At 63.4% G+C, this 18,429-nt stretch carries 15 protein-coding genes; 6 read left to right on the forward strand and 9 right to left on the reverse strand.

Annotated features, from left to right (window positions below):
* Window positions 1–15: 15 nt before the first annotated feature.
* On the forward strand, window positions 16–1,773 hold the full coding sequence (locus H0S73_RS01355; protein ID WP_181050466.1) for a hypothetical protein: 1,758 nt from the start codon (window positions 16–18) through the stop codon (window positions 1,771–1,773).
* 90 nt (window positions 1,774–1,863) lie between these two features.
* The gene (locus H0S73_RS01360) at window positions 1,864–2,778 is read left to right on the forward strand and encodes a YihY/virulence factor BrkB family protein (RefSeq protein ID WP_181050467.1); all 915 of its coding nucleotides are present in this window, start codon (window positions 1,864–1,866) and stop codon (window positions 2,776–2,778) included.
* A gap of 3 nt (window positions 2,779–2,781) precedes the next feature.
* On the opposite strand, the gene H0S73_RS01365 is transcribed toward H0S73_RS01360, so the two are convergent.
* Window positions 2,782–4,497, reverse strand: a complete 1,716-nt coding sequence (locus H0S73_RS01365) for a catalase (protein WP_181050468.1) — start codon at window positions 4,495–4,497, stop codon at window positions 2,782–2,784.
* 210 nt (window positions 4,498–4,707) lie between these two features.
* Window positions 4,708–5,007: an HlyU family transcriptional regulator gene (locus tag H0S73_RS01370; RefSeq protein ID WP_181050469.1), complete on the reverse strand. Its 300-nt coding sequence runs from the start codon at window positions 5,005–5,007 to the stop codon at window positions 4,708–4,710.
* 219 nt (window positions 5,008–5,226) lie between these two features.
* Here H0S73_RS01370 and H0S73_RS01375 point away from each other — a divergent pair, with 219 nt between their 5' ends.
* Window positions 5,227–6,063, forward strand: coding sequence for a lytic transglycosylase domain-containing protein (locus H0S73_RS01375; protein WP_181050470.1), 837 nt, complete (start codon window positions 5,227–5,229; stop codon window positions 6,061–6,063).
* 58 nt (window positions 6,064–6,121) lie between these two features.
* Here H0S73_RS01375 and H0S73_RS01380 read toward each other — a convergent pair whose 3' ends face one another.
* The 3 genes from H0S73_RS01380 to H0S73_RS01390 form a co-directional block, all read right to left on the reverse strand.
* Complete coding sequence (locus H0S73_RS01380; protein WP_181050471.1) at window positions 6,122–6,907, reverse strand: CYTH domain-containing protein; 786 nt, start codon at window positions 6,905–6,907, stop codon at window positions 6,122–6,124.
* Between the two features lie 413 nt (window positions 6,908–7,320).
* Complete coding sequence (locus H0S73_RS01385) at window positions 7,321–8,796, reverse strand: aldehyde dehydrogenase family protein (RefSeq protein WP_181050472.1); 1,476 nt, start codon at window positions 8,794–8,796, stop codon at window positions 7,321–7,323.
* 1 nt (window position 8,797) lies between these two features.
* Window positions 8,798–9,994 carry a fumarylacetoacetate hydrolase family protein gene (locus H0S73_RS01390; RefSeq protein ID WP_181050473.1) on the reverse strand — a complete coding sequence of 399 codons (1,197 nt, stop codon included), beginning with the start codon at window positions 9,992–9,994 and terminating at the stop codon, window positions 8,798–8,800.
* A 339-nt stretch (window positions 9,995–10,333) separates the two neighbouring features.
* On the opposite strand from H0S73_RS01390, the gene H0S73_RS01395 reads away from it, so the two are divergent.
* The 3 genes from H0S73_RS01395 (at window position 10,334) to chrA (ending at window position 13,483) form a co-directional block, all read left to right on the forward strand.
* Window positions 10,334–11,122, forward strand: a complete 789-nt coding sequence (locus tag H0S73_RS01395) for an LOG family protein (RefSeq protein ID WP_181050474.1) — start codon at window positions 10,334–10,336, stop codon at window positions 11,120–11,122.
* A 137-nt stretch (window positions 11,123–11,259) separates the two neighbouring features.
* Window positions 11,260–12,084, forward strand: a complete 825-nt coding sequence (locus H0S73_RS01400) for a chromate resistance protein ChrB domain-containing protein (protein WP_181050475.1) — start codon at window positions 11,260–11,262, stop codon at window positions 12,082–12,084.
* 4 nt (window positions 12,085–12,088) lie between these two features.
* Window positions 12,089–13,483 carry a chromate efflux transporter gene (gene chrA / locus H0S73_RS01405; protein ID WP_181050476.1) on the forward strand — a complete coding sequence of 465 codons (1,395 nt, stop codon included), beginning with the start codon at window positions 12,089–12,091 and terminating at the stop codon, window positions 13,481–13,483.
* A 47-nt stretch (window positions 13,484–13,530) separates the two neighbouring features.
* Here chrA and H0S73_RS01410 read toward each other — a convergent pair whose 3' ends face one another.
* The 4 genes from H0S73_RS01410 to ppc all read right to left on the reverse strand — a co-directional run bounded on the left by H0S73_RS01410 (window position 13,531) and on the right by ppc (window position 18,406).
* Window positions 13,531–14,310, reverse strand: coding sequence for an SDR family oxidoreductase (locus H0S73_RS01410; protein WP_181050477.1), 780 nt, complete (start codon window positions 14,308–14,310; stop codon window positions 13,531–13,533).
* Window positions 14,311–14,333: 23 nt separating this feature from the next.
* A complete protein-coding gene (locus H0S73_RS01415; RefSeq protein WP_425488169.1) occupies window positions 14,334–15,245 on the reverse strand; it encodes a dihydrodipicolinate synthase family protein in 912 nt (303 codons plus the stop codon).
* 100 nt (window positions 15,246–15,345) lie between these two features.
* Window positions 15,346–15,519 carry a hypothetical protein gene (locus tag H0S73_RS01420; RefSeq protein ID WP_009493188.1) on the reverse strand — a complete coding sequence of 58 codons (174 nt, stop codon included), beginning with the start codon at window positions 15,517–15,519 and terminating at the stop codon, window positions 15,346–15,348.
* A 100-nt stretch (window positions 15,520–15,619) separates the two neighbouring features.
* The gene (ppc, locus tag H0S73_RS01425; RefSeq protein WP_181050479.1) at window positions 15,620–18,406 is read right to left on the reverse strand and encodes a phosphoenolpyruvate carboxylase; all 2,787 of its coding nucleotides are present in this window, start codon (window positions 18,404–18,406) and stop codon (window positions 15,620–15,622) included.
* Window positions 18,407–18,429: the final 23 nt, after the last annotated feature.

The following is an 18,429-nucleotide window of genomic DNA, read 5'->3' on the forward strand; positions in this document are numbered from 1 at the left end:
ACGGCAAGACTCTCCATGCTGGTCTACGGCGATGCGGAACATACCGTTACGGTAGGTACCAAGCAGGCTGCTATCGAGAGCACCCTGCCCGAGATCCATTCCATGCCGCCCGGAATCGCGCGGCATGGGACATTGGTAACGGCTTTCGTCGGCACCGCAGAACTCGTTCAGGGGCTCATCGACGCCGAGTTTCATGAGCTCGGCGTCGATACTGGGTCAATTGTCCATCGGACCGGCATGGAATGCCTTTCCCTTCTTGCCTGTGCTGTCGATCACTCATGGCGAAGCGGATTCCAGGAAGTCGCCTTGCCGAAGGAGTTTCTCGGAAAACTCCTCAGCTTCGACCCATCGTGGACGATCCACACGAAGCAGGCGGAAGGATATGCATTCTACGCCCTATATCCGGAAAACTATCTCGAAGCAGCCCGCGCCTCGGGTTTAGGCGCCGACACGCAGGTGATCGGCATCCGCAGCATCGGCACCGGGCTCAGCGCCCTGGTGGCAGCCGCCATCGGGGCTCCACCGCCCTTCACCCTTCGCCCTGCCGGCCATCCCTTCCGGCGAGAGGTGAAGGCGGATCCCGGACTTGCGCGGAAGCTGGCAAACCAGGCAACCTCTTTCGCCATCGTCGACGAGGGCCCCGGCTTGTCCGGCAGCTCGTTCGGGGCCGTTGCCGACTGGCTGGAAGAGGCCGGCGTGCAACGGCAGAGGATTCACTTCTTTCCAAGTCATGAGGGCACACTCGGGCCACAGGCCAGCACCCGCCACCGGGAGCGCTGGAGGCAGGCTCCACGCCATGTCCGCACCATGGACGACCTCCTGCTTGGCGGATCGCCCCCTCATTGTTTGGCGGCCTGGGTGGAAGACCTCGTCGGACCGCTGGATGGCCCTCTTGAAGATGTGTCGGGTGGGGGATGGCGGCGGCGGCGCTACGCGGACAAAACGAACTGGCCGCCGTCCAATGTCCAGCAGGAGCGCCGGAAATTCCTGGCCCGGGCCAACGGCGCGTCTTGGTTTGTGAAATTCGCGGGCCTGGGAGAGACCGGAGCGAGGAAGCTCCGGATGGCCCACCACCTGCACGAAGCGGGGTTCGCGCCGGACGTTGCGGGCTGGCGCCACGGCTTTCTCGTGCAAAGCTGGCTTGAGGATGCACGAGGCCTCGACCAGACGACCTTCGATCGGGACGGATTGATCGGGCAGGTCGGAGCCTATCTGGGCTTTCGAGCCCGCTACTATCCTGCCGTAGGGCAGCCGGGTGCCTCCATGGGCGAATTACGCCACATGGCAGTCTACAACGCCCAGCAGGCCCTGGGAGACGATGCAGGGGGATCCCTGGACCGATCCCTCCCGCCTTCGGACAGTCTGGAGGGTAAGGTCCGCCGGGTCTGGTCCGACAACCGGATGCATGCCTGGGAATGGCTGGTCTCCGGCAAACGCCTCGCGAAGGCTGATGCGCTGGATCACAGCGCCTCCCACGATTTGGTCGGCCATCAGGACATCGCCTGGGATATTGCCGGGGCCAGTATCGAGCTGGAACTATCCGGGTCGGAGACCGCCCGGCTCTTTGCCATCGTCGAGCGGGAGAGCGGGCACCCGGTTTCTCCCGAGCTGCTGGTCTTCCTGCGTCCCTGCTACTGCGCCTTTCACATGGGCGCCTACCTCATGGCCGCGAACGCAATTGAAGGCGAGGAAGAGGTTCGCCTGCGCAGGGCAGCAGACCGTTACGGGCGGCTCCTGCGGCATGAAAGCTTAGGGCCGGTGCTTCGACCTTAACAGGAACAAGGGAAAGTTCCTGCCCGTTAACGGCCAAGGCAACACATTCACCATGCCGGGCCGTTTCGCCCGGCAGGATCGGTCCCTTACATGTTTTCCGAGACTTGGCGGCTTTTGAAGGTGGCATTCGCGGGCTGGTGGAACGATCGCGCCATGAGCCTTGGCGCCTCCATCGCGTTCTTCACCGTCTTCTCCCTCGCCCCGATGCTGCTCGCGGCCATCGCGGTTGCCGGGCTGGCCTTCGGGCGGGAGGCCGCGCAGGGCGCCATCGTCGGGGAGCTCGGAGGATTGATCGGGACCAAGGAGGCTTCCGCCCTGGAGGCCATGATCGCCAGCGCCAGCAATGTGGGCTCGGGCCTCATCGGCACGACGGTCGGCATCGTGACGTTTCTTCTCCTGGTGACCGGCGCCGTCGTGGAGCTCCAGGATGACCTGAACATCATCTGGAAGACGAAACCGCCCGCAAGCTACGGGATCCTCGACTTCGTCCGCACGCGGCTCGTCAGCCTCGCGTTGATCTTAGGAATCGGCTTCCTGCTGCTCGTCTCGCTCGTGATCGATACCGGGCTGACCGCGATCGGGCATTATCTCGAGGCCAATTTCTCAGGCGCGACGATCATTCTGCGCTTCCTGAACAGCCTCGTGGCCTTCGCCATCGCGACGCTGCTTTTCGCGATGATGTTCAAGATGCTGCCGGCCGTGGACCTGAGGTGGAGTGACGTGTGGACCGGCTCCCTGGTGACGGCCCTCCTGTTCACCATCGGCAAGTTCCTGATCGGGTATTATCTCGGCAAGAGCAACGTCGCGTCGAGCTACGGTGCCGCCGCCTCCGTCATCACGATCCTGCTGTGGATCTATTACTCATCCCTGATCCTGCTCTTCGGCGCCGAATTCACGAAAGCCTATGCCGAGAGCCGCGGGAGCCGAGGCCCTGGGCGTCTCCCGGAGTCCCAACGGGAAACGGGCCGGGAAGCCCCGGCCCGTTCCAATTCGACGATGACCTAAGACCTATTCGGCGGCCTGACGCGTCGCCGGCTTCGTCGGTACGTTGCGCATGCCGCCCAGCACCTCCTCGGCAGAAGCCTTGTAGTTCTTCACGGAACTCGTCCACTGGCCCCACACGGCCGGATCGATCTTGTCGCCGTTCCTGCCGAGATTCTGCAGGCGTCGCTTGTCCTCGTCGGTCAGGACCTGCTTCGGCAGCGGCGGAAGAGCCTTCACGTCGTCGGCCTTGATGCCGAGCATCTCTCCGACGCGGGTTCCGTAATCGTCGTGTACCAGAAGGAGGTGCCACACCATGCGCTCCTGCACGTCCCGCTCGCACTGGGCCAGGAGCGTGCCCATGTTGAGGACGAGATCGTCGCGCTCCCAATCCATCATGGTGCAGTAGCGGCCCCGGGCATGGATGTAGTCATTGCGCCGTTCTATCACGCTGCGGGTCAGCCGCCCGTGGATCTCCGGCGGGTTGTTGGGCTCCTCGCGGGGCGATTCATGCAGGCCGTTATGGATCGAAGGCTCGAAGTTGATGTGCGGGTTCTGTCCCGGGGCCAGATCGCGGCGGTAGGACATCTGCCCGCCGTTCAGGTTGGTCGACACCTTGGCATTCTTGGCCTGGTTCACCGGCAGCTGCAGGTAGTTCGTCCCGACCCGGTACCGCTGGGTGTCGGAATACGAGAAGGTCCGGCCTACCAGCATCTTGTCGTCGGAGAAGTCCAGTCCATCCACGAGGACGCCGGTGCCCATGGCGATCTGCTCGTTCTCGTTGAAGTGATCCTCCACATTGCGGTTCAGGGTCATGACGCCCACGTGCCGCAGGGGGAAATCCTTCTCGGGCCAGATCTTGGTATCGTCCAGCGGATCCCAGTCGAGCTCCGGATGATCATAGTCTTCCATGATCTGCACGTACATGTCCCATTGGGGATGCTCGCCGCGCTCGATGGCCTCGTAGAGGTCCTTGGAGGCCGATCCGAGATCCTGCCCCTGCACCTTGGCCGCTTCCTCGGCCGTCAGGCTCGCCAGCCCGCAGCGCGGATGGAAATGGTACTTCACCAGCACGGTATCGCCCTGGGCATTGACCATCTTGTACGTGTTGACGCCGAAGCCCTCCATGTGCCGGTAGCTCGCCGGAATGCCGCGCGGGCTGAACAGATGGGTCAGCATGTGCATGGATTCGGGCGTCTGGCTCATGAAGTCGAAGATACGGTTCGGCTCCTGGCGGAAAGTGACGGGATCCGGCTTCAGGGAGTGGATGACATCTGGAAACTTGATGGCATCTCGTATGAAAAACACTGCCAGGTTGTTACCAACGAGATCCCAATTGCCGTCCTCGGTATAGAACTTCACGGCAAAGCCACGCGGATCGCGTGCCACTTCCGAGGAATCGCGACCGCCGATCACGGTCGAGAAGCGGATGGCAAGCGGCGTTTTCTTGCCGGCGGTCTGAAACAGCTTGGCGCGGGTGTATTTCGATGCCGGCTCGTCGCCGATCTTGCCGGTCACCTCGAGTTCGCCATAGCACACGAAGCCGCGGGCATGGACGACGCGTTCCGGTATGCGCTCACGGTCGAAATGGGTGATCTTCTCGAGGAATTGATAGTTCTCCAGCGTGGCCGGCCCACGGCTGCCCACGGTGCGCTGGGATTGGTTGTTGGTGATAGGATGGCCCTGCCTGTTCGTCAGGACCTGATCGGACGTTCCCGACGGCGCTTTAGGATTCTTAGCCATGGCGATCTCCCTTGACTGACCGGTTGATAGCGACACGCCCCCAATTAGGATCGTATGGGCGAACGGCAATCAGCGCCAATCGATATTCCTGACCGCCATGATCAGATTACCTGATTGCGTGCTGCTCGCAGGGGAGCACGTTTCCGGAGGCACCATCCGAGAATCGCAATGGTTGCGCGAGGCCGACTCCACACAGCGGATTCAGGGCGCTCAATGGAAAACCCTGTCGCCCTGCTCGTCGATGATCTGCTTGCCCTTGGCGATGGCGAATGTGGCTGCGTCGTCCTTGCTGGGATGCGTCTCGGCCCGCACGAAGCGGTGTTCCTTCATGCCGGTGTCGAAATCCTTCTCGATCACGCCAGCGGTCTGATACCCGCCCTTGGCGGAATAAGGCGCGGGCCGGATGCGGAATCCCTTGTATTCTACCGCCTCGGCGGCAGGCTCCTCGCGCTCGCCTGTGCTGCCTCCGCCCGACAGGCGGCTCCAGAGGTCCTTCAAGATCGATGCCATCGTTGTCCCTGAACAAGGGTTGATTCGAGGGACGGAGCATAACCGGGACGCGGCGGAGGAGCGAATCCTGCGGGTCCTGCAGCGGCGGCATTCGTCCATGCCGTCGTTTCCCTCGTTCCCAGGATCATTGTGCCCTTGGCAGGACGAATGATCGCCTATCTGTAGCTTGGCACGTCGCTTTCATTCGTTTGCTCCATAGTTTTCCGATCGGGGTTGTTCATGCGCTTCCGGCTGGCGCTTTGCGGAATCGTCCTCTGCTGCGGCACCGCCATGGCCAATCCTGGAACGTCGTCGGAGAGCGTCGAGCAGGCTCTGTGCCGGCTGATCGAGGGGGCGGCGCGCAACCAGCGGATCCCTCACGATCTGCTCACCAAGCTGATTTGGCAGGAAAGCTCGTTTCGCCCCCATGTCGTCAGCCCCGCGGGCGCACAGGGCATCGCCCAGTTCATGCCGGGCACGGCCCGGGAACGAGGATTGACCGATCCGTTCGATCCCGAACAGGCCATCCCCAAGGCCGCCGAGTTCATCGCCCATCTGTCGGAGCAGTTCGGCAATTTGGGACTGGCGGCGGCGGCCTATAACGGAGGACCTGCGCGGGTGACCTCCTGGCTCGCGGGCCAGGGAGGATTGCCGTCCGAGACTAGGAACTATGTCATCGCGGTCACGGGCCGCTCTGCCGAGGATTGGGCCGCCGACGCCAAGGACCGCAAGAATGCCGACTGGGACTCGTCCGGGCAGACCTGCCAGCAGATCGTCGCCACCCTGCGTATTCCCGGACGCCGCGAGACGATCGAGGCTCCCTTCGCTCCTTGGGGCGTTCAGCTTGCCGGCAATTTCTCGAAGGAGCAGGCGCTCGCAACCTTCAGGCGCACGAGCCAGTCCTACGCTTCTCTCTTGAAGGACGTGCGTCCGATGATCATCGGGACGCGGCTGCGCTATCGCGGGACGCGCACCTTCTATCGCGTCCGCGCACCGGCCGAAACGCGGCAGGCGGCAGAGCAATTGTGCCGCAATATCCGGACGGCGGGCGGCAGTTGCATCGTGCTACCGAGCTGAAGAAGCCTACGCCATAGGAATGGCGCAGACTCTCATTTGATTTCTACTGGGAGAATTATCAGCGACGCTGAGGCCGGAGCGAACGGGCCAGCTCGCGAATGACGTTGTCCTCGATGTTGAGGTTCAGGTCGTTGTCATCGCCGGCTTCATCATCTCCGAGATCCGCATCGGCCGTGGCGGCAGGCCTGGACAGAACACCCCGCTGCGGCTGCGCTGTTCTCTCAGCGCCCTGTGCGGGAGCAGGCGGAGCATTGCGCTGTCCCGTCCCGGCTTCCGCCCCCGTCCGCGCGGGTGCGTGCGGAGTATAGCCGCGCGGAGCGGAATAGCGGTTCTCAAGCGTGTCGAGCAAGCTGTTGAGGGCCGCGTTCGACATCGGAACGTCGGGCGCCTGAGGCGCCCCTTCCAGGGCGATGGACCGATTCTGATAGGCTACTTCCGTGGTGACATCCGAACCGAACCAGGACAGAGGACGGAAATCCCTGGCCTCTTCCTCGCTCTCGAACGGAACGGAGATCAGGTCCAGCGGCCCCGGAGTCACGAAGCGGACGATCTGAATGTCGCGCGTGCCGACGGTGAGGTGGGTGAGCAGGTAGTCGAGCTTGCCGGGCGTGACGTCGAGAAGAGCCTCGGCATGGGCACGTGGCACTTCGGTGCGCTCTTCGAGTGGTCCGTTCGGGCCCGAGTGGAGCAGGACAAGGCTGCCCTTGTCGCCTTCCACGACCACGAAGGAGCTGCGATCAGCCTGATTGGGGAAGTGGCCTTCCGTGACACGATTGCCTCCCCGCTCCTTGCGGATCAGACGCGCAAGTGAAGAAGCAATAAGATAACGTCTGGAAGTAACCATATTAAGTTCTCTACTATTGAAGGAGTGCCGCTCACCGGCTCGCAGAACTAGCAGCATCCATTCTCAATAGAACGAAATTGCAATTCAGTTTTCCAGGCCATTAAGCCTGAAATTAAACGCAACAACGTTTACCACTGCAGGAGTTCGAGCCTGTAAGTACCGGTCCTCTTGATAGCTTATCATGGCGTTCCCATGGCAAAGTTCAATCCATAGAGCCAAAAGCTGCCTGAGTTTTGTCGATAAAGTTAACGCTGCTCCGGATGGAGCACCGGCAATGCACTCGAGTTAAATCCGATTGCCGCATCGCTTCGGCAAAAGCGACAATCATCCAAGTTCATCCATTACATAAGTGAATGGCCTCGGCATCTCGATCCTGAAATGCCGAGGCCATGCGACGCATGTCGGTAACTGCGTTACTCGCTCCCCTTTGTCTTTGGCACGTAGGGACCGTTGCCGTCGAAGGTGTAGGCGGTCTTCACCGTGGTGTAGAACTCCTGCGCATAGCGGCCCTGCTCACGCGGACCATAGCTCGAGCCCTTCCGGCCGCCGAACGGTACATGGTAGTCCACGCCCGCCGTCGGCAGGTTCACCATAACCATCCCGGCTTCCGCATTGCGCTTGAAGTGGGAGGCGTATTTGAGGCTTGTGGTGCAGATACCGGAGGACAGACCGAACTCGGTGTCGTTGGCCAGTTCCAGCGCCTCGTCGTAATCCTTTGCACGGGTCACGGTCGCCACCGGGCCGAAGATTTCCTCGCGGGCCACGCGCATCTGGCTGCTCACCTCCGTGAACAACGCCGGTGCGAGATAGAAGCCGGGCGTGTCGCGCTTCAGGAGCTCGCCGCCGGCGACCAGCTTGGCGCCCTCCTCCTGGCCGATGCGGATGTACTTCAGATCCTGGTCGAGCTGGCTCTGATCGACAACCGGACCGATATGCGTGCCCGCTTTCAAGGCATCGTCAATGACGAGGCCCTTCATACGCTCCTGCATGGCGGCCACGAACCGGTCGTGAATGCCCTCGGTGACGATCAGGCGCGAGGACGCCGTGCAACGCTGTCCGGTGGAGAAGAACGCGCTGTTGACCGCGCACTCCACCGCGACCTTCAGGTCGGCGTCGTCGAGAACCACCATCGGGTTCTTGCCGCCCATCTCGAGCTGCACCTTCTTCATCGGATCGGCCGTGATGCAGGTCTGGGCGACCTTGCGACCCGTCGGCACCGAGCCGGTGAAGGAGATCGCCGCCACCTTGGGGCTGTTCAGCATCGCCTCGCCCACCACCGAGCCTCGGCCCATGACAAGATTGAACACGCCCGCCGGCACGCCGGCCCGGACGATGATCTCAGCGAGCGCGTGGGCCGAGCCCGGCACCAGATCGGCAGGCTTGAATACCACCGTGTTGCCGTAAGCGAGCGCCGGGGCGATCTTCCAGGCGGGAATCGCGATGGGGAAGTTCCGGGGCGTGATCAGGCCGACGACGCCCACGGGCTCGCGGGTGATCTCCACGTCGATGAAAGGACGCACGGAGGGCACTTTCTCGCCGGCCATGCGCAGGCACTCGCCGGAGAAGAACAGGAAGATCTGCGCCGCGCGGGTGACCTCGCCGATGCCCTCGGGCAGGGTCTTGCCTTCCTCGCGGGAGAGCAGGCGGCCGAGTTCTTCCTTGCGGGCGAGGATCTCGTCACCGACGGCTTTCAGGATGTCGTGGCGCTGCTGGATCGAGGAGCGCGACCATGCCGGGAAGGCGTCATAGGCGGCGGCAATGGCGCGCTCGGCCTCGGCCGCGGAAGCGCGTGCGTACTCGCCGACCACGTCGGTGGTGTTGGACGGGTTGATGTTGGCCGAAGCGTCCGTGGCCGAGACCCAATCGCCGGCAATATAGTTCTTGGTCATCTTAACCTGCCTGTCTGGTGTTGAGGAGGCCCCGCCGGGCTAGGTTGGACATGAAAGCCCCGAGGCCGAAGGTCCATGGCTCGCATTCGGAGCTCGACTTCATGCGGTTCACCAGCGCTCCAAGCTTGGGCGCCGCAATGGTGACGATGTCACCGCTCTTATGCGTGAAGCCCATGCCGGCATCGTCCCGGTCCTGCGTGGGCGCAAACATCGTTCCAAGGAAGAGCGCGAACCCATCCGGGTACTGGTGGTGAGCGCCGACCGTCTGCGCGACGAGATCCTCGGGATCGCGGCTGATCTTGGTGATCGACGACGAACCCTCGAGCTTGAACCCGTCCTCGCCCTCGACCGTCAGCGTCACGTTGGTCCGGCGGACATCGTCGAGGGAGAAGGTCTCATCGAAGAACCGGATGAACGGACCGACCGAACAGGAGGCGTTGTTGTCCTTTGCCTTCGAGAGAAGCAGAGCCGAGCGTCCCTCGAAATCGCGCAGGTTCACGTCATTGCCCAGCGTCGCGCCGACGATCCTGCCGTCAGCCGTGACGATGATCACCACCTCGGGCTCGGGATTGTTCCACGTGGATTTGGGATGCAGACCCGCATCCATGAACGTCCCAACGGCCGAGAGCGTCGGAGCCTTGGTGAAGACTTCCGCGTCCGGACCGATGCCCACTTCGAGATACTGGCTCCAGGCTCCCTGGGCGACGAGCACCTCCTTCAGGGCCATGGCCTCGGGCGAGCCCGGCTTGAGTCGGCTCAGATCGTCGCCGACGAGGCGCAGAACCTCGGCTCGGATGGCCGCTGCCGCGCTGGCATCGCCCCGGGCGCGCTCCTCGATGACGCGCTCCAGCATCGAGACCGCGAAGGTGACGCCGGCCGCCTTGACGACCTGGAGGTCGATGGGGGCAAGCAGCCAGGGCTTCGACGGATCCCGACCATCAGGGAGGGTATTCCCGGCGATCTCGTCGAGGGATCCGACCCGCTCGCCCGTGGCGGCCTTCAGGACGCCCGCCGGATCGTCCATGGCGGCCAGACCGCTGACCGTCGCGCAGGTGGCGGAGATATCGAAGAGACCGTCCTCCCTCACGGCCACGACCGAGGGTCCGATGCCGGGACGCCAGACACGCCCGACAAGGGCGCCTTGGAACCCATCGGTTGGCAGAATCCGGGCTATGTTCGTCGAAGACAGATGGTCCATCGGCTGGCGCTCGCTTTCCGTTTCGCGGTTCAGGATCGTTTCCCTTGAGCACGGGCCTGCTGGACCCGATGCCCTCTTGTGTTGGACGCATGGTTCAGCGCGGCGCCGCGAGGCCCGCAGGATGCGCTTTGCGTCCTTGATATAACCGCGGGGGCGCGAGGGGCTATAGGGAAAATGACTTTCCCCGGGTTCGAACGAGGAAAGCATAAATCCACACTCGGCCCCTCGGGACCATTCAGCGGTCATAGAGTTCTTTGTGGATCCCCCCGGGCAGCGGAGAGTTAACCCGGCCTTGAAAATGTGCTTTGTGCAGTGCCTTAAGTCACCGGAGCCTCTTTCATGAACGACGCCAAGCCTTCGAACGCGGCCAATATCGCTTCGCCGTCCTATCGGCTGGCCGCGATGGATCAGGATTTTCTCCTGGGCGATTCCATGCGGGGCGTCCGATTCATGCTGGAATACGCCAAGGCCGAGGAAAACCTGCGGATCTGGGGGGTGCGCTCGACCATCGTCGTCTTCGGCAGCGCTCGCGTGCGGGAGAACGGTCCCGGCAAGCATCCGTTCTGGTACGAGCAAGCCCGCGCCTTCGGAGCCCTTGCATCGCAGCGCGGCGGTGCATTGACTGACAACGGAGGGAAACGAGACAACGTGATCGCCACCGGCGGCGGCCCCGGCATCATGGAGGCCGCGAACAGAGGAGCCTTCGACGTCGGCGCCCCTTCGATCGGCTTCAACATCACCCTGCCCCACGAGCAGGAACCCAATGCCTATTCGACCCCGGACCTGACGTTCCGCTTCCACTACTTCGCCATGCGCAAGATGCATCTGGCGATGCGGGCCAACGCCCTGGTAGTGTTCCCCGGCGGCTTCGGCACCTTCGACGAGTTGTTCGAGCTCCTGACCCTGCGCCAGACCGGCAAGGCGCCTCCCCTGCCGATCGTCCTCTTCGACCGCGATTACTGGCAATCGGTCATCAAGTTCGATGCGCTGCTCGAACACGGCATGGTGAGCGAGCATGACCGCGGGCTCGTGAACTATGCCGAAACCGGCGAGGAGGTGTGGCAAACCCTCATCGACAACGGCCTCATCGTTCAGACCCAGGAAAGAGAATCCGAGCAGGATTACTGATTTCCAGCATGCTCCGTGCAGATCGATTGACAAATCCAGAGCAGCAGGTATGTAATATATTTCATGGGGATTGCGATCTCCCCACGAGGCGACATGCCCAAGCATCGCATCCGCAATAAAATCCAACGGATGCTATCGTGTCGTCAATTAACACAATTTCCATCGACAAGCTTGCTCGCCTGATCGGCACGCCCAAGTGCCCTGCCATCATCGACGTTCGAACCGACGATGACTTTGAAACCAACCCTCGCCTGATCCCGGGTTCGGTTCGCCGGCCCTACGCGACCGTGACTGCCTGGGGGGAGGAATTCAGGGGGTGGAATGCCATTGTCGTGTGCCAGAAGGGCCTCAAGCTCGGCCAAGGCGTCGCCGCTTGGCTACGCCACTTTGGCGTACCGGCAGATGCCCTTGAGGGCGGCACGGTCGCTTGGTCACAGGCCGGTTTGCCTATGGTCCCGGAAGCCAAGCTGCCACCTCGAAATCCTCAAGGCCAAACCGTCTGGGTGACGCGGTCGCGTCCCAAGATCGACCGGATCGCCTGTCCGTGGCTGATCCGCCGTTTCGTCGATCCGAGGGCGGTTTTCCTGTTCGTAACGCCATCGGAGGCCGAGGGTGTCGCCAAGCATTTTGGGGCGACCCCATTCGACATCGAAGGCGAAGGAGTATTCTGGAGCCACCGTGGCGAGCTGTGCACCTTCGATGTCATGGTCGAGGAATTCGGACTTGCGTCCGCGCCTTTGAACCGACTCGCCACCATCGTAAGGGGAGCGGACACGGCGCGCCTCGACCTCGCACCCGAAGCTCCCGGCCTGCTCGCCGCCTCGTTGGGATTGTCACGCATGTATGCAGACGACCTCGCACAACTCGAAGCCGGGCTCCTGCTCTACGACGCCTTCTATCGCTGGTGCCGCGATGCGACTGATGAGACACACGACTGGCCTTCGAAGAAGCCGGGGGTCTGATGTGATGGACACGGCGCAGAACTCAAACCAGAGCGCTGCTCAAGCCTCCCCCAGCCATGGCGTCTCGCTGGGCGAGGCTTTTCGAGTCTGGCTGCGGGTCGCGGCCTTGAGCTTCGGCGGGCCCGCCGGGCAGATCGCGGTGATGCACCGGATCCTGGTCGAGGAGAAGCGCTGGATCTCCGAGAACCGCTTTCTCCATGCCCTCAACTATTGCATGCTGCTGCCGGGGCCGGAGGCGCAGCAGCTCGCCACCTATGTGGGCTGGCTCATGCACCGCACCCTCGGCGGCCTCATGGCGGGCGGATTGTTCATCCTGCCCGGCATCGTGGCCATTATGGGGTTGAGCTGGATCTATGCCCTCTATGGCAAAGTCGGCATCGTTGCCGCGCTTTTCTTCGGCCTGAAGGCCGCTGTGCTCGCCATCGTACTCGAAGCGGTGCTGAGGATCGGCAGGCGGGCCCTCAAGAACCGCATCCTGGTCGGTCTCGCCGCGGCAGCCTTCGTGGCGATCTTCTTCCTTGGCGCGCCCTTTCCGCTGATCGTGTTCGCGGCGGGTCTGATCGGCTTTCTCGGCGGGCGAGCGGGCCTCCCGCAGGTCCAGTCGGGTGGACCGAGCAATGGCGCGGAGGAACATGGCGACCTCCTCGGCGAGCACATCCCTGCCCACGCGTCTCCGAACAGGAGACGAAGCATGCAAGTGGCGGCGATCTGGCTGACACTCTGGCTCGTGCCGGTCCTGTTGCTCGTGCTGTTCCTCGGCAGAGGCGACGTCTTCAGCCAGATCGCGATCTTCTTTTCGAAGATGGCGATGGTCACCTTCGGCGGCGCCTATGCCGCCCTGGCTTATGTGGCGCAACAGGCGGTGGACACTTATGGCTGGCTGCGGCCCGGCGAGATGCTCGATGGCCTCGGCATGGCCGAGACGACGCCCGGGCCGTTGATCATGGTGCTGCAATTCGTGGGCTTCATGGCGGCCTTCCGGGGAGCCGGCACGCTCAATCCCTTGCTGGCAGGCACCTTGGGCGGCCTTCTCACCACATGGGTGACCTTCGCGCCGTGCTTCCTCTGGATCTTTCTCGGCGCTCCCTATATCGAGGTCCTGCGCGGCAACCGGGCCCTGAGCGGAGCCCTCTCGGCCATCACGGCCGCCGTGGTCGGCGTGATCCTGAACCTGGCGATCTGGTTCGGCATTCATACGATCTTCGGCCAGGTTCAACCGGTCGGATGGGGCCCCTTCCGTTTCGACGCGCCGATCTGGGACAGCGTCAACCTTTGGGCGCTGCTGCTCTCAGGTTCTGCCATCCTGGCCATGTTCCGCTTCCACATCGGGATGCTGCCGACGCTTGCCGCGACATCGGCGGCCGGGATCGCTCTCTATTGGGCAGGGATCATCGCTTGAGCGGATGAGGTGAGGCGGGAACCCGCCTCACCTCAAGAGTATCGGCATCAGGTCGTGGACGAGATCTGCCCGCCGTCGACGCGCAGGATCGAGCCCGTCATGAACGAGGCCTTCTCGCTGGCGAGGAAGACGGCCGCAGCCGCGAATTCCTCGATCTCACCGTAGCGGCCAGCCGGAATGCCGGCGCGCGCCGCAGCGGCCACGTCCTCGACGGAGCGATTGGTGCGCTCCGCATTGGCGGCATCGAGCTGCTTCAGGCGATCGGTGGCGATGCGGCCCGGAGCGATGGCGTTCACGGTCACGCCCGAGGATGCCACTTCGCTCGCCAGCGTCTTGCCCCAGCCCACAAGCGCGGGCCGAATGGCATTCGAGATGGCGAGGTTCGGGATCGGCTGGATCACGCCGGAGGAGATCACGGAGATGATGCGGCCGAATCTGCGCTCGATCATGCCGGGTAGAAGCTGGTCGGCGATCCGCACGAGATTGACGAACATGGCTTCGAACGACTGGCGCCACTGGTCGGACGAGACGCCCTGCGCCTTGCCGGGCGGCGGGCCGCCACTGTTGAGCACGAGAATGTCCACGCCGCCGAGCGCAGCCGTGACATCCTTCACCAGCGCATCGACCTGATCGACCTTGCCGGTATCGCAGATGAAGGGAAGGACGTCCCTGCCGATCTTGTCGACGGCGGCCTTCGAGCCTTCCATGGTGCGGCTGGCGATGGCGACGCGCGCACCCTCCTCCGCCAACCCTTGAGCGATGCCGAAGCCCAGCCCCTTGCTCGCGCCGAGAACCAGCGCGCGCTTTCCTTTCAACCCTGTTTCCATTCGTAGAAACTCCCTTGCAAAACTCACGAGCGCTCGATGCGCTCCATCAGCCATTCGATCTCGGCAATCGTCTCCGGGCTCAGCTTCGGCCCGGGCTTGCGCAGCGTGTCGGACGCGATGATGCCGCGCCGCTTCAGCACGTATTTGCGCACGGCAAGCCCCACACCGGGCTGCGTCTCGTAGCGCACCAGCGGCAGGTGACGGTCGAAGAGGTCGTGTGCCTCCTTCCGCTTGCCTTGGTTGATGAGGTTCACCACGCCGACCAGCATTTCGGGATAGGCGTAGCCCGTCATGGCTCCGTCGGCGCCGCGCTCCATCTCGAAGGGAAGGAACATGCCGCCGTTGCCGCAGAGGATGGACACGCGGCGCGCCTGACCGGCATCGCTGGCGCGGCGCAGGGTCGTGATCTTGTCGAGGCCTGGCCAATCCTCATGCTTGAGCATCACGCAGGAGGGGCTCTGCTCGATGATGCGCATGATCACCTTGGGCGTCATGACAACATTGGTCGTGAGTGGATAATCCTGGATCACCCACGGCACGTCCGCTCCGATGGCTTCCACCGCATCGGCGTAATAGGAGACGATCTGGTCGTCGGTCTTGAGCGTCGAGGGCGGAGCGATCATGACGCCGGCTGCGCCCGCGTCCATCACCTTGGACGACAGGCCCGACATGGCGGCGAAGCCTGCGGCAGAGACACCGACGATGATGGGAACGCGCCCCGCCACCGTGGCGATAACCTGGCGGGCGAAGGAAAGGGCCTCGTCGGCCGCCAGCTTGGGCGCTTCGCCCATGATGCCGAGAATCGTCAGCCCGGTGGCGCCGGCTTTCAGATAGGCCTCGACCATCCGGTCGGTCGAGGCGACGTCCACACGCCCATCGCTCTCGAAGGGCGTGGGACAGATGACATAGACGCCGGCGGCAGAACTGGTGAGCAAGGCTTCCTCCATGGCAGGATCGGGCGGGAGAGATCAGGCCCCTCCATACACCCGCTTTCCGCCCGGCGCACTACCTTAGCTGCAGCCGGCTCTCATACCTTTAGCGGTGGCCGGAGCCGCCTTTCTTGCCGCCGCCGTCCTGCTTGTTGACGGTGGCCCAGGCGCGACGCTCGGCTTCCTTCTCGGAGACGCCGCGATTCTCGTAGCCTTCTTCGATATGCTCGGCCTTGCGCTTCTGCTTGTCCGTGTAGGCGGACTTGTCACCACGGGACATGGATTTCTCCTCTCAGGCTAAAGCTCCAGGCGCCCCTCACGGGGTGCGCTCTCAAGGAAATCAACCGAGAAGATCCGATCGGGTTCCGAAACTGTGTTTCCTAACCGCTGTTGCGCAGGCCCGCCGCGATGCCGTTGATGGACAGGTGGATGCCCTGCACGACCTGCTCATCGGCATCGCCGGAACGGTGACGCTTCAGCAATTCGATCTGCAGGTGGTTCAGCGGATCGAGATAGGGAAAGCGGTTGCGGATCGAGCGGGCGAGAAGCGGATTGCCGTCGAGCAGGGATTGCTGCTGCATGATGGCGAGGAGCTGCCTGATCGAATCCTCCCATTCGTGGCGCAGGCGCGGGAAGATGGCCTCGCGAAGGCCGTCGTCTTCGACGAGCTTCGCGTAGCGCGACGCGATGGCGATGTTGCTCTTCGCCAGCACCATGTCCATGTTCGACAGGAGCGCCTGGAAGAAGGGCCATTCGCGGTACATCTCCTGCAGCAGAGCCAAGCCGGTGTCAGGGTGCTTCTCAAGCCATTCGTTGACGGCGGAGCCGAATCCGTACCAGCCCGGCAGCATGAGGCGGCACTGCGCCCAGCCGAACACCCAGGGAATGGCGCGCAGGTCCTCGATGCGCCGCGAATTTGTGCGCGAGGCGGGCCGGCTGCCGATGTTCAGATTGGCGATTTCGCCAATCACCGTGGATTCCCAGAAATAGCGCTCGAACCCTTCGGTCTCGTAGACGAGGGCCCGATAAGCCTTGAAGGCGCTGTTCGACAGCTCCTCCATGGCATTGAGATATTCCGCGCGCGGCGCCGACTGGCCGGAATGCAGCAGCGAGGCTTCGAGGGTCGCGGCGGCCAGGATCTCAAGATTGCGCCGCCCGAGATCGGGATTGGAGTATTTGCCCGCGATCACCTCGCCCTGTTCCGTGATGCGGATGGCGCCCTGCACGGCTCCTCCGGGCTGCGCGAGGATCGCCTGATAGCTCGGCCCGCCGCCACGCCCCACCGATCCGCCGCGTCCGTGGAAGAGACGGAGAGCCACGCCATGACGCCTGAACACCTCGATCAGTTCGATCTCCGCCTTGTAGAGCTCCCAGCCCGACGTGAGGAAGCCGCCGTCCTTGTTGCTGTCCGAATAGCCGAGCATCACCTCCTGCGCCTGACCGCGGCTGCGCAACAGGCGCATGTAAGCGGGCAGCGCGAAGAGCGCATCCATCACGCCGCTGCAATGGCGCAGATCCGCAATGGTCTCGAAGAGCGGGATGATGTTCACGTCCATCTCGCCGTCGCGTGGACGCAAGAGGCCCGCCTCCTTCAGGAGAAGGGCCACCTCAAGAATGTCCGACGGATCGCTCGCCTTGGAGATGACGTAGTTCGGCACGGCCGCGCGGCCGTAGCGCCGGTGGGCTTCGGCGGCCTCGTGAACGATGGCGAGTTCGGACGATGTCTCCGGCGAGTATTCGAGATAGGGCGAGGTCAGGAGACGTGGGGTCGCGAGTTCTTCCATAAGCAGCGCGACACGCCTGTCCTCCGACAATCCTTCGTAGCCGGTGCCGGGCATCGCCTTCTCGAAAAGCTCGGCGATCACACGCTGATGAACGTCGGAGTTCTGCCGCATGTCGAGGCTTGCCAGATGGAAGCCGAACACGTCGACCGTGCGGCGCAGCTTGCGCAGGCGCCCCCGCGACAGGGAGCCCGATCCGTTCGACCGCAGGGAGCGGTGCAGGATGGACAGATCGCCTTCGAATTCGTCGACGCTGTCATAGGCCGGCGCATCGCCCACCGCGTGACGCGCCACGTCGCCATGTCCTAGCCGCGCGGCGGTTGCCGCCAAGCGCGCATAGATACCTGATATCGCCCGGCGATAGGGCTCGTCCTGGCGATGGGGCGAAGGATCGGGAGAAGCCTTGGCGAGTTCCTGGACCTCATCGGACACATTCACATAGCGCCCATCGAGCGACAGTTCGGCGCCCAGGCAATGGAGTTCTTCGAGGTAGAAGCCAAGGGCGTGCTTGCTCTGCAGCATCAGGGCCTGACGCAGGGCATCCGCCGTCACGAAGGGATTGCCGTCGCGGTCACCGCCGATCCAGCTTCCCATCCGCAGGAAGGAGGGAAGCTCCACATTCTCCCAGACGGGATCCATGGCCGCGAGCTGATCCTCCAGGGCGGCATAGACGCGGGGCAACTCCTTGAAGAAGGTGTAGTCGTAATAGGAAAGGCCGTTATTGACCTCGTCGATCACCTTCAGCCTGTTCCGGCGCAGAATGCTCGTCTGCCAGAGAGTGAGGATGGCGCGGCGAAGGCCCTCCTGACAGGCCGCCTCCTCATCCGGCGTCAAATGCTGCCGGTCGCGCTGCGCCAGGATCTGGGAGATCTCCATCTCCCGGTCGATGGTACTCTTGCGGCGCACCTCCGTCGGGTGCGCGGTCAGGACCGGAGAGACCAGAGCGGAGCCGAAGAAGGCCTGCAGGGCGTTGTGGCTGATGCCCGCGTCCCGGATGAGTTTGAGCGCCCGCGCTAATGTTCCCTCGCGCGGCGCTGAAGCCTCCAGGGCGTGAGCGCCCGCCATGGCATGGGCGCGGGATCGGCGGACATGGTGCTGGTCCTCGGCGATGTTCGCCAGATGCGAGAAATAGCTGTAGGCCCGGATGATCTGGTTGGTGCGTCCCCGCGAGAGGCTGTTCAGGATCGTCTCGAGCTCGCGGCGGGCGGTTTCATCCTCGTCGCGGTGGAAGCGGATCGAGGTCTGGCGGATGCGCTCGACGATCTCGAAAGCCGCTTCTCCCTCCTGTTCGCGGATCGTATCGCCGAGGATGCGCCCCAGGAGCCGGATATCGTCGCGAAGGGGAAAGTCCTTCTCGGGCGTGACGTCGGGATTGATCAGGGACATGAGAGGACTCCCGCTTCAGGCGC

Source organism: Microvirga mediterraneensis, from assembly GCF_013520865.1.
Classification (GTDB): domain Bacteria; phylum Pseudomonadota; class Alphaproteobacteria; order Rhizobiales; family Beijerinckiaceae; genus Microvirga; species Microvirga mediterraneensis.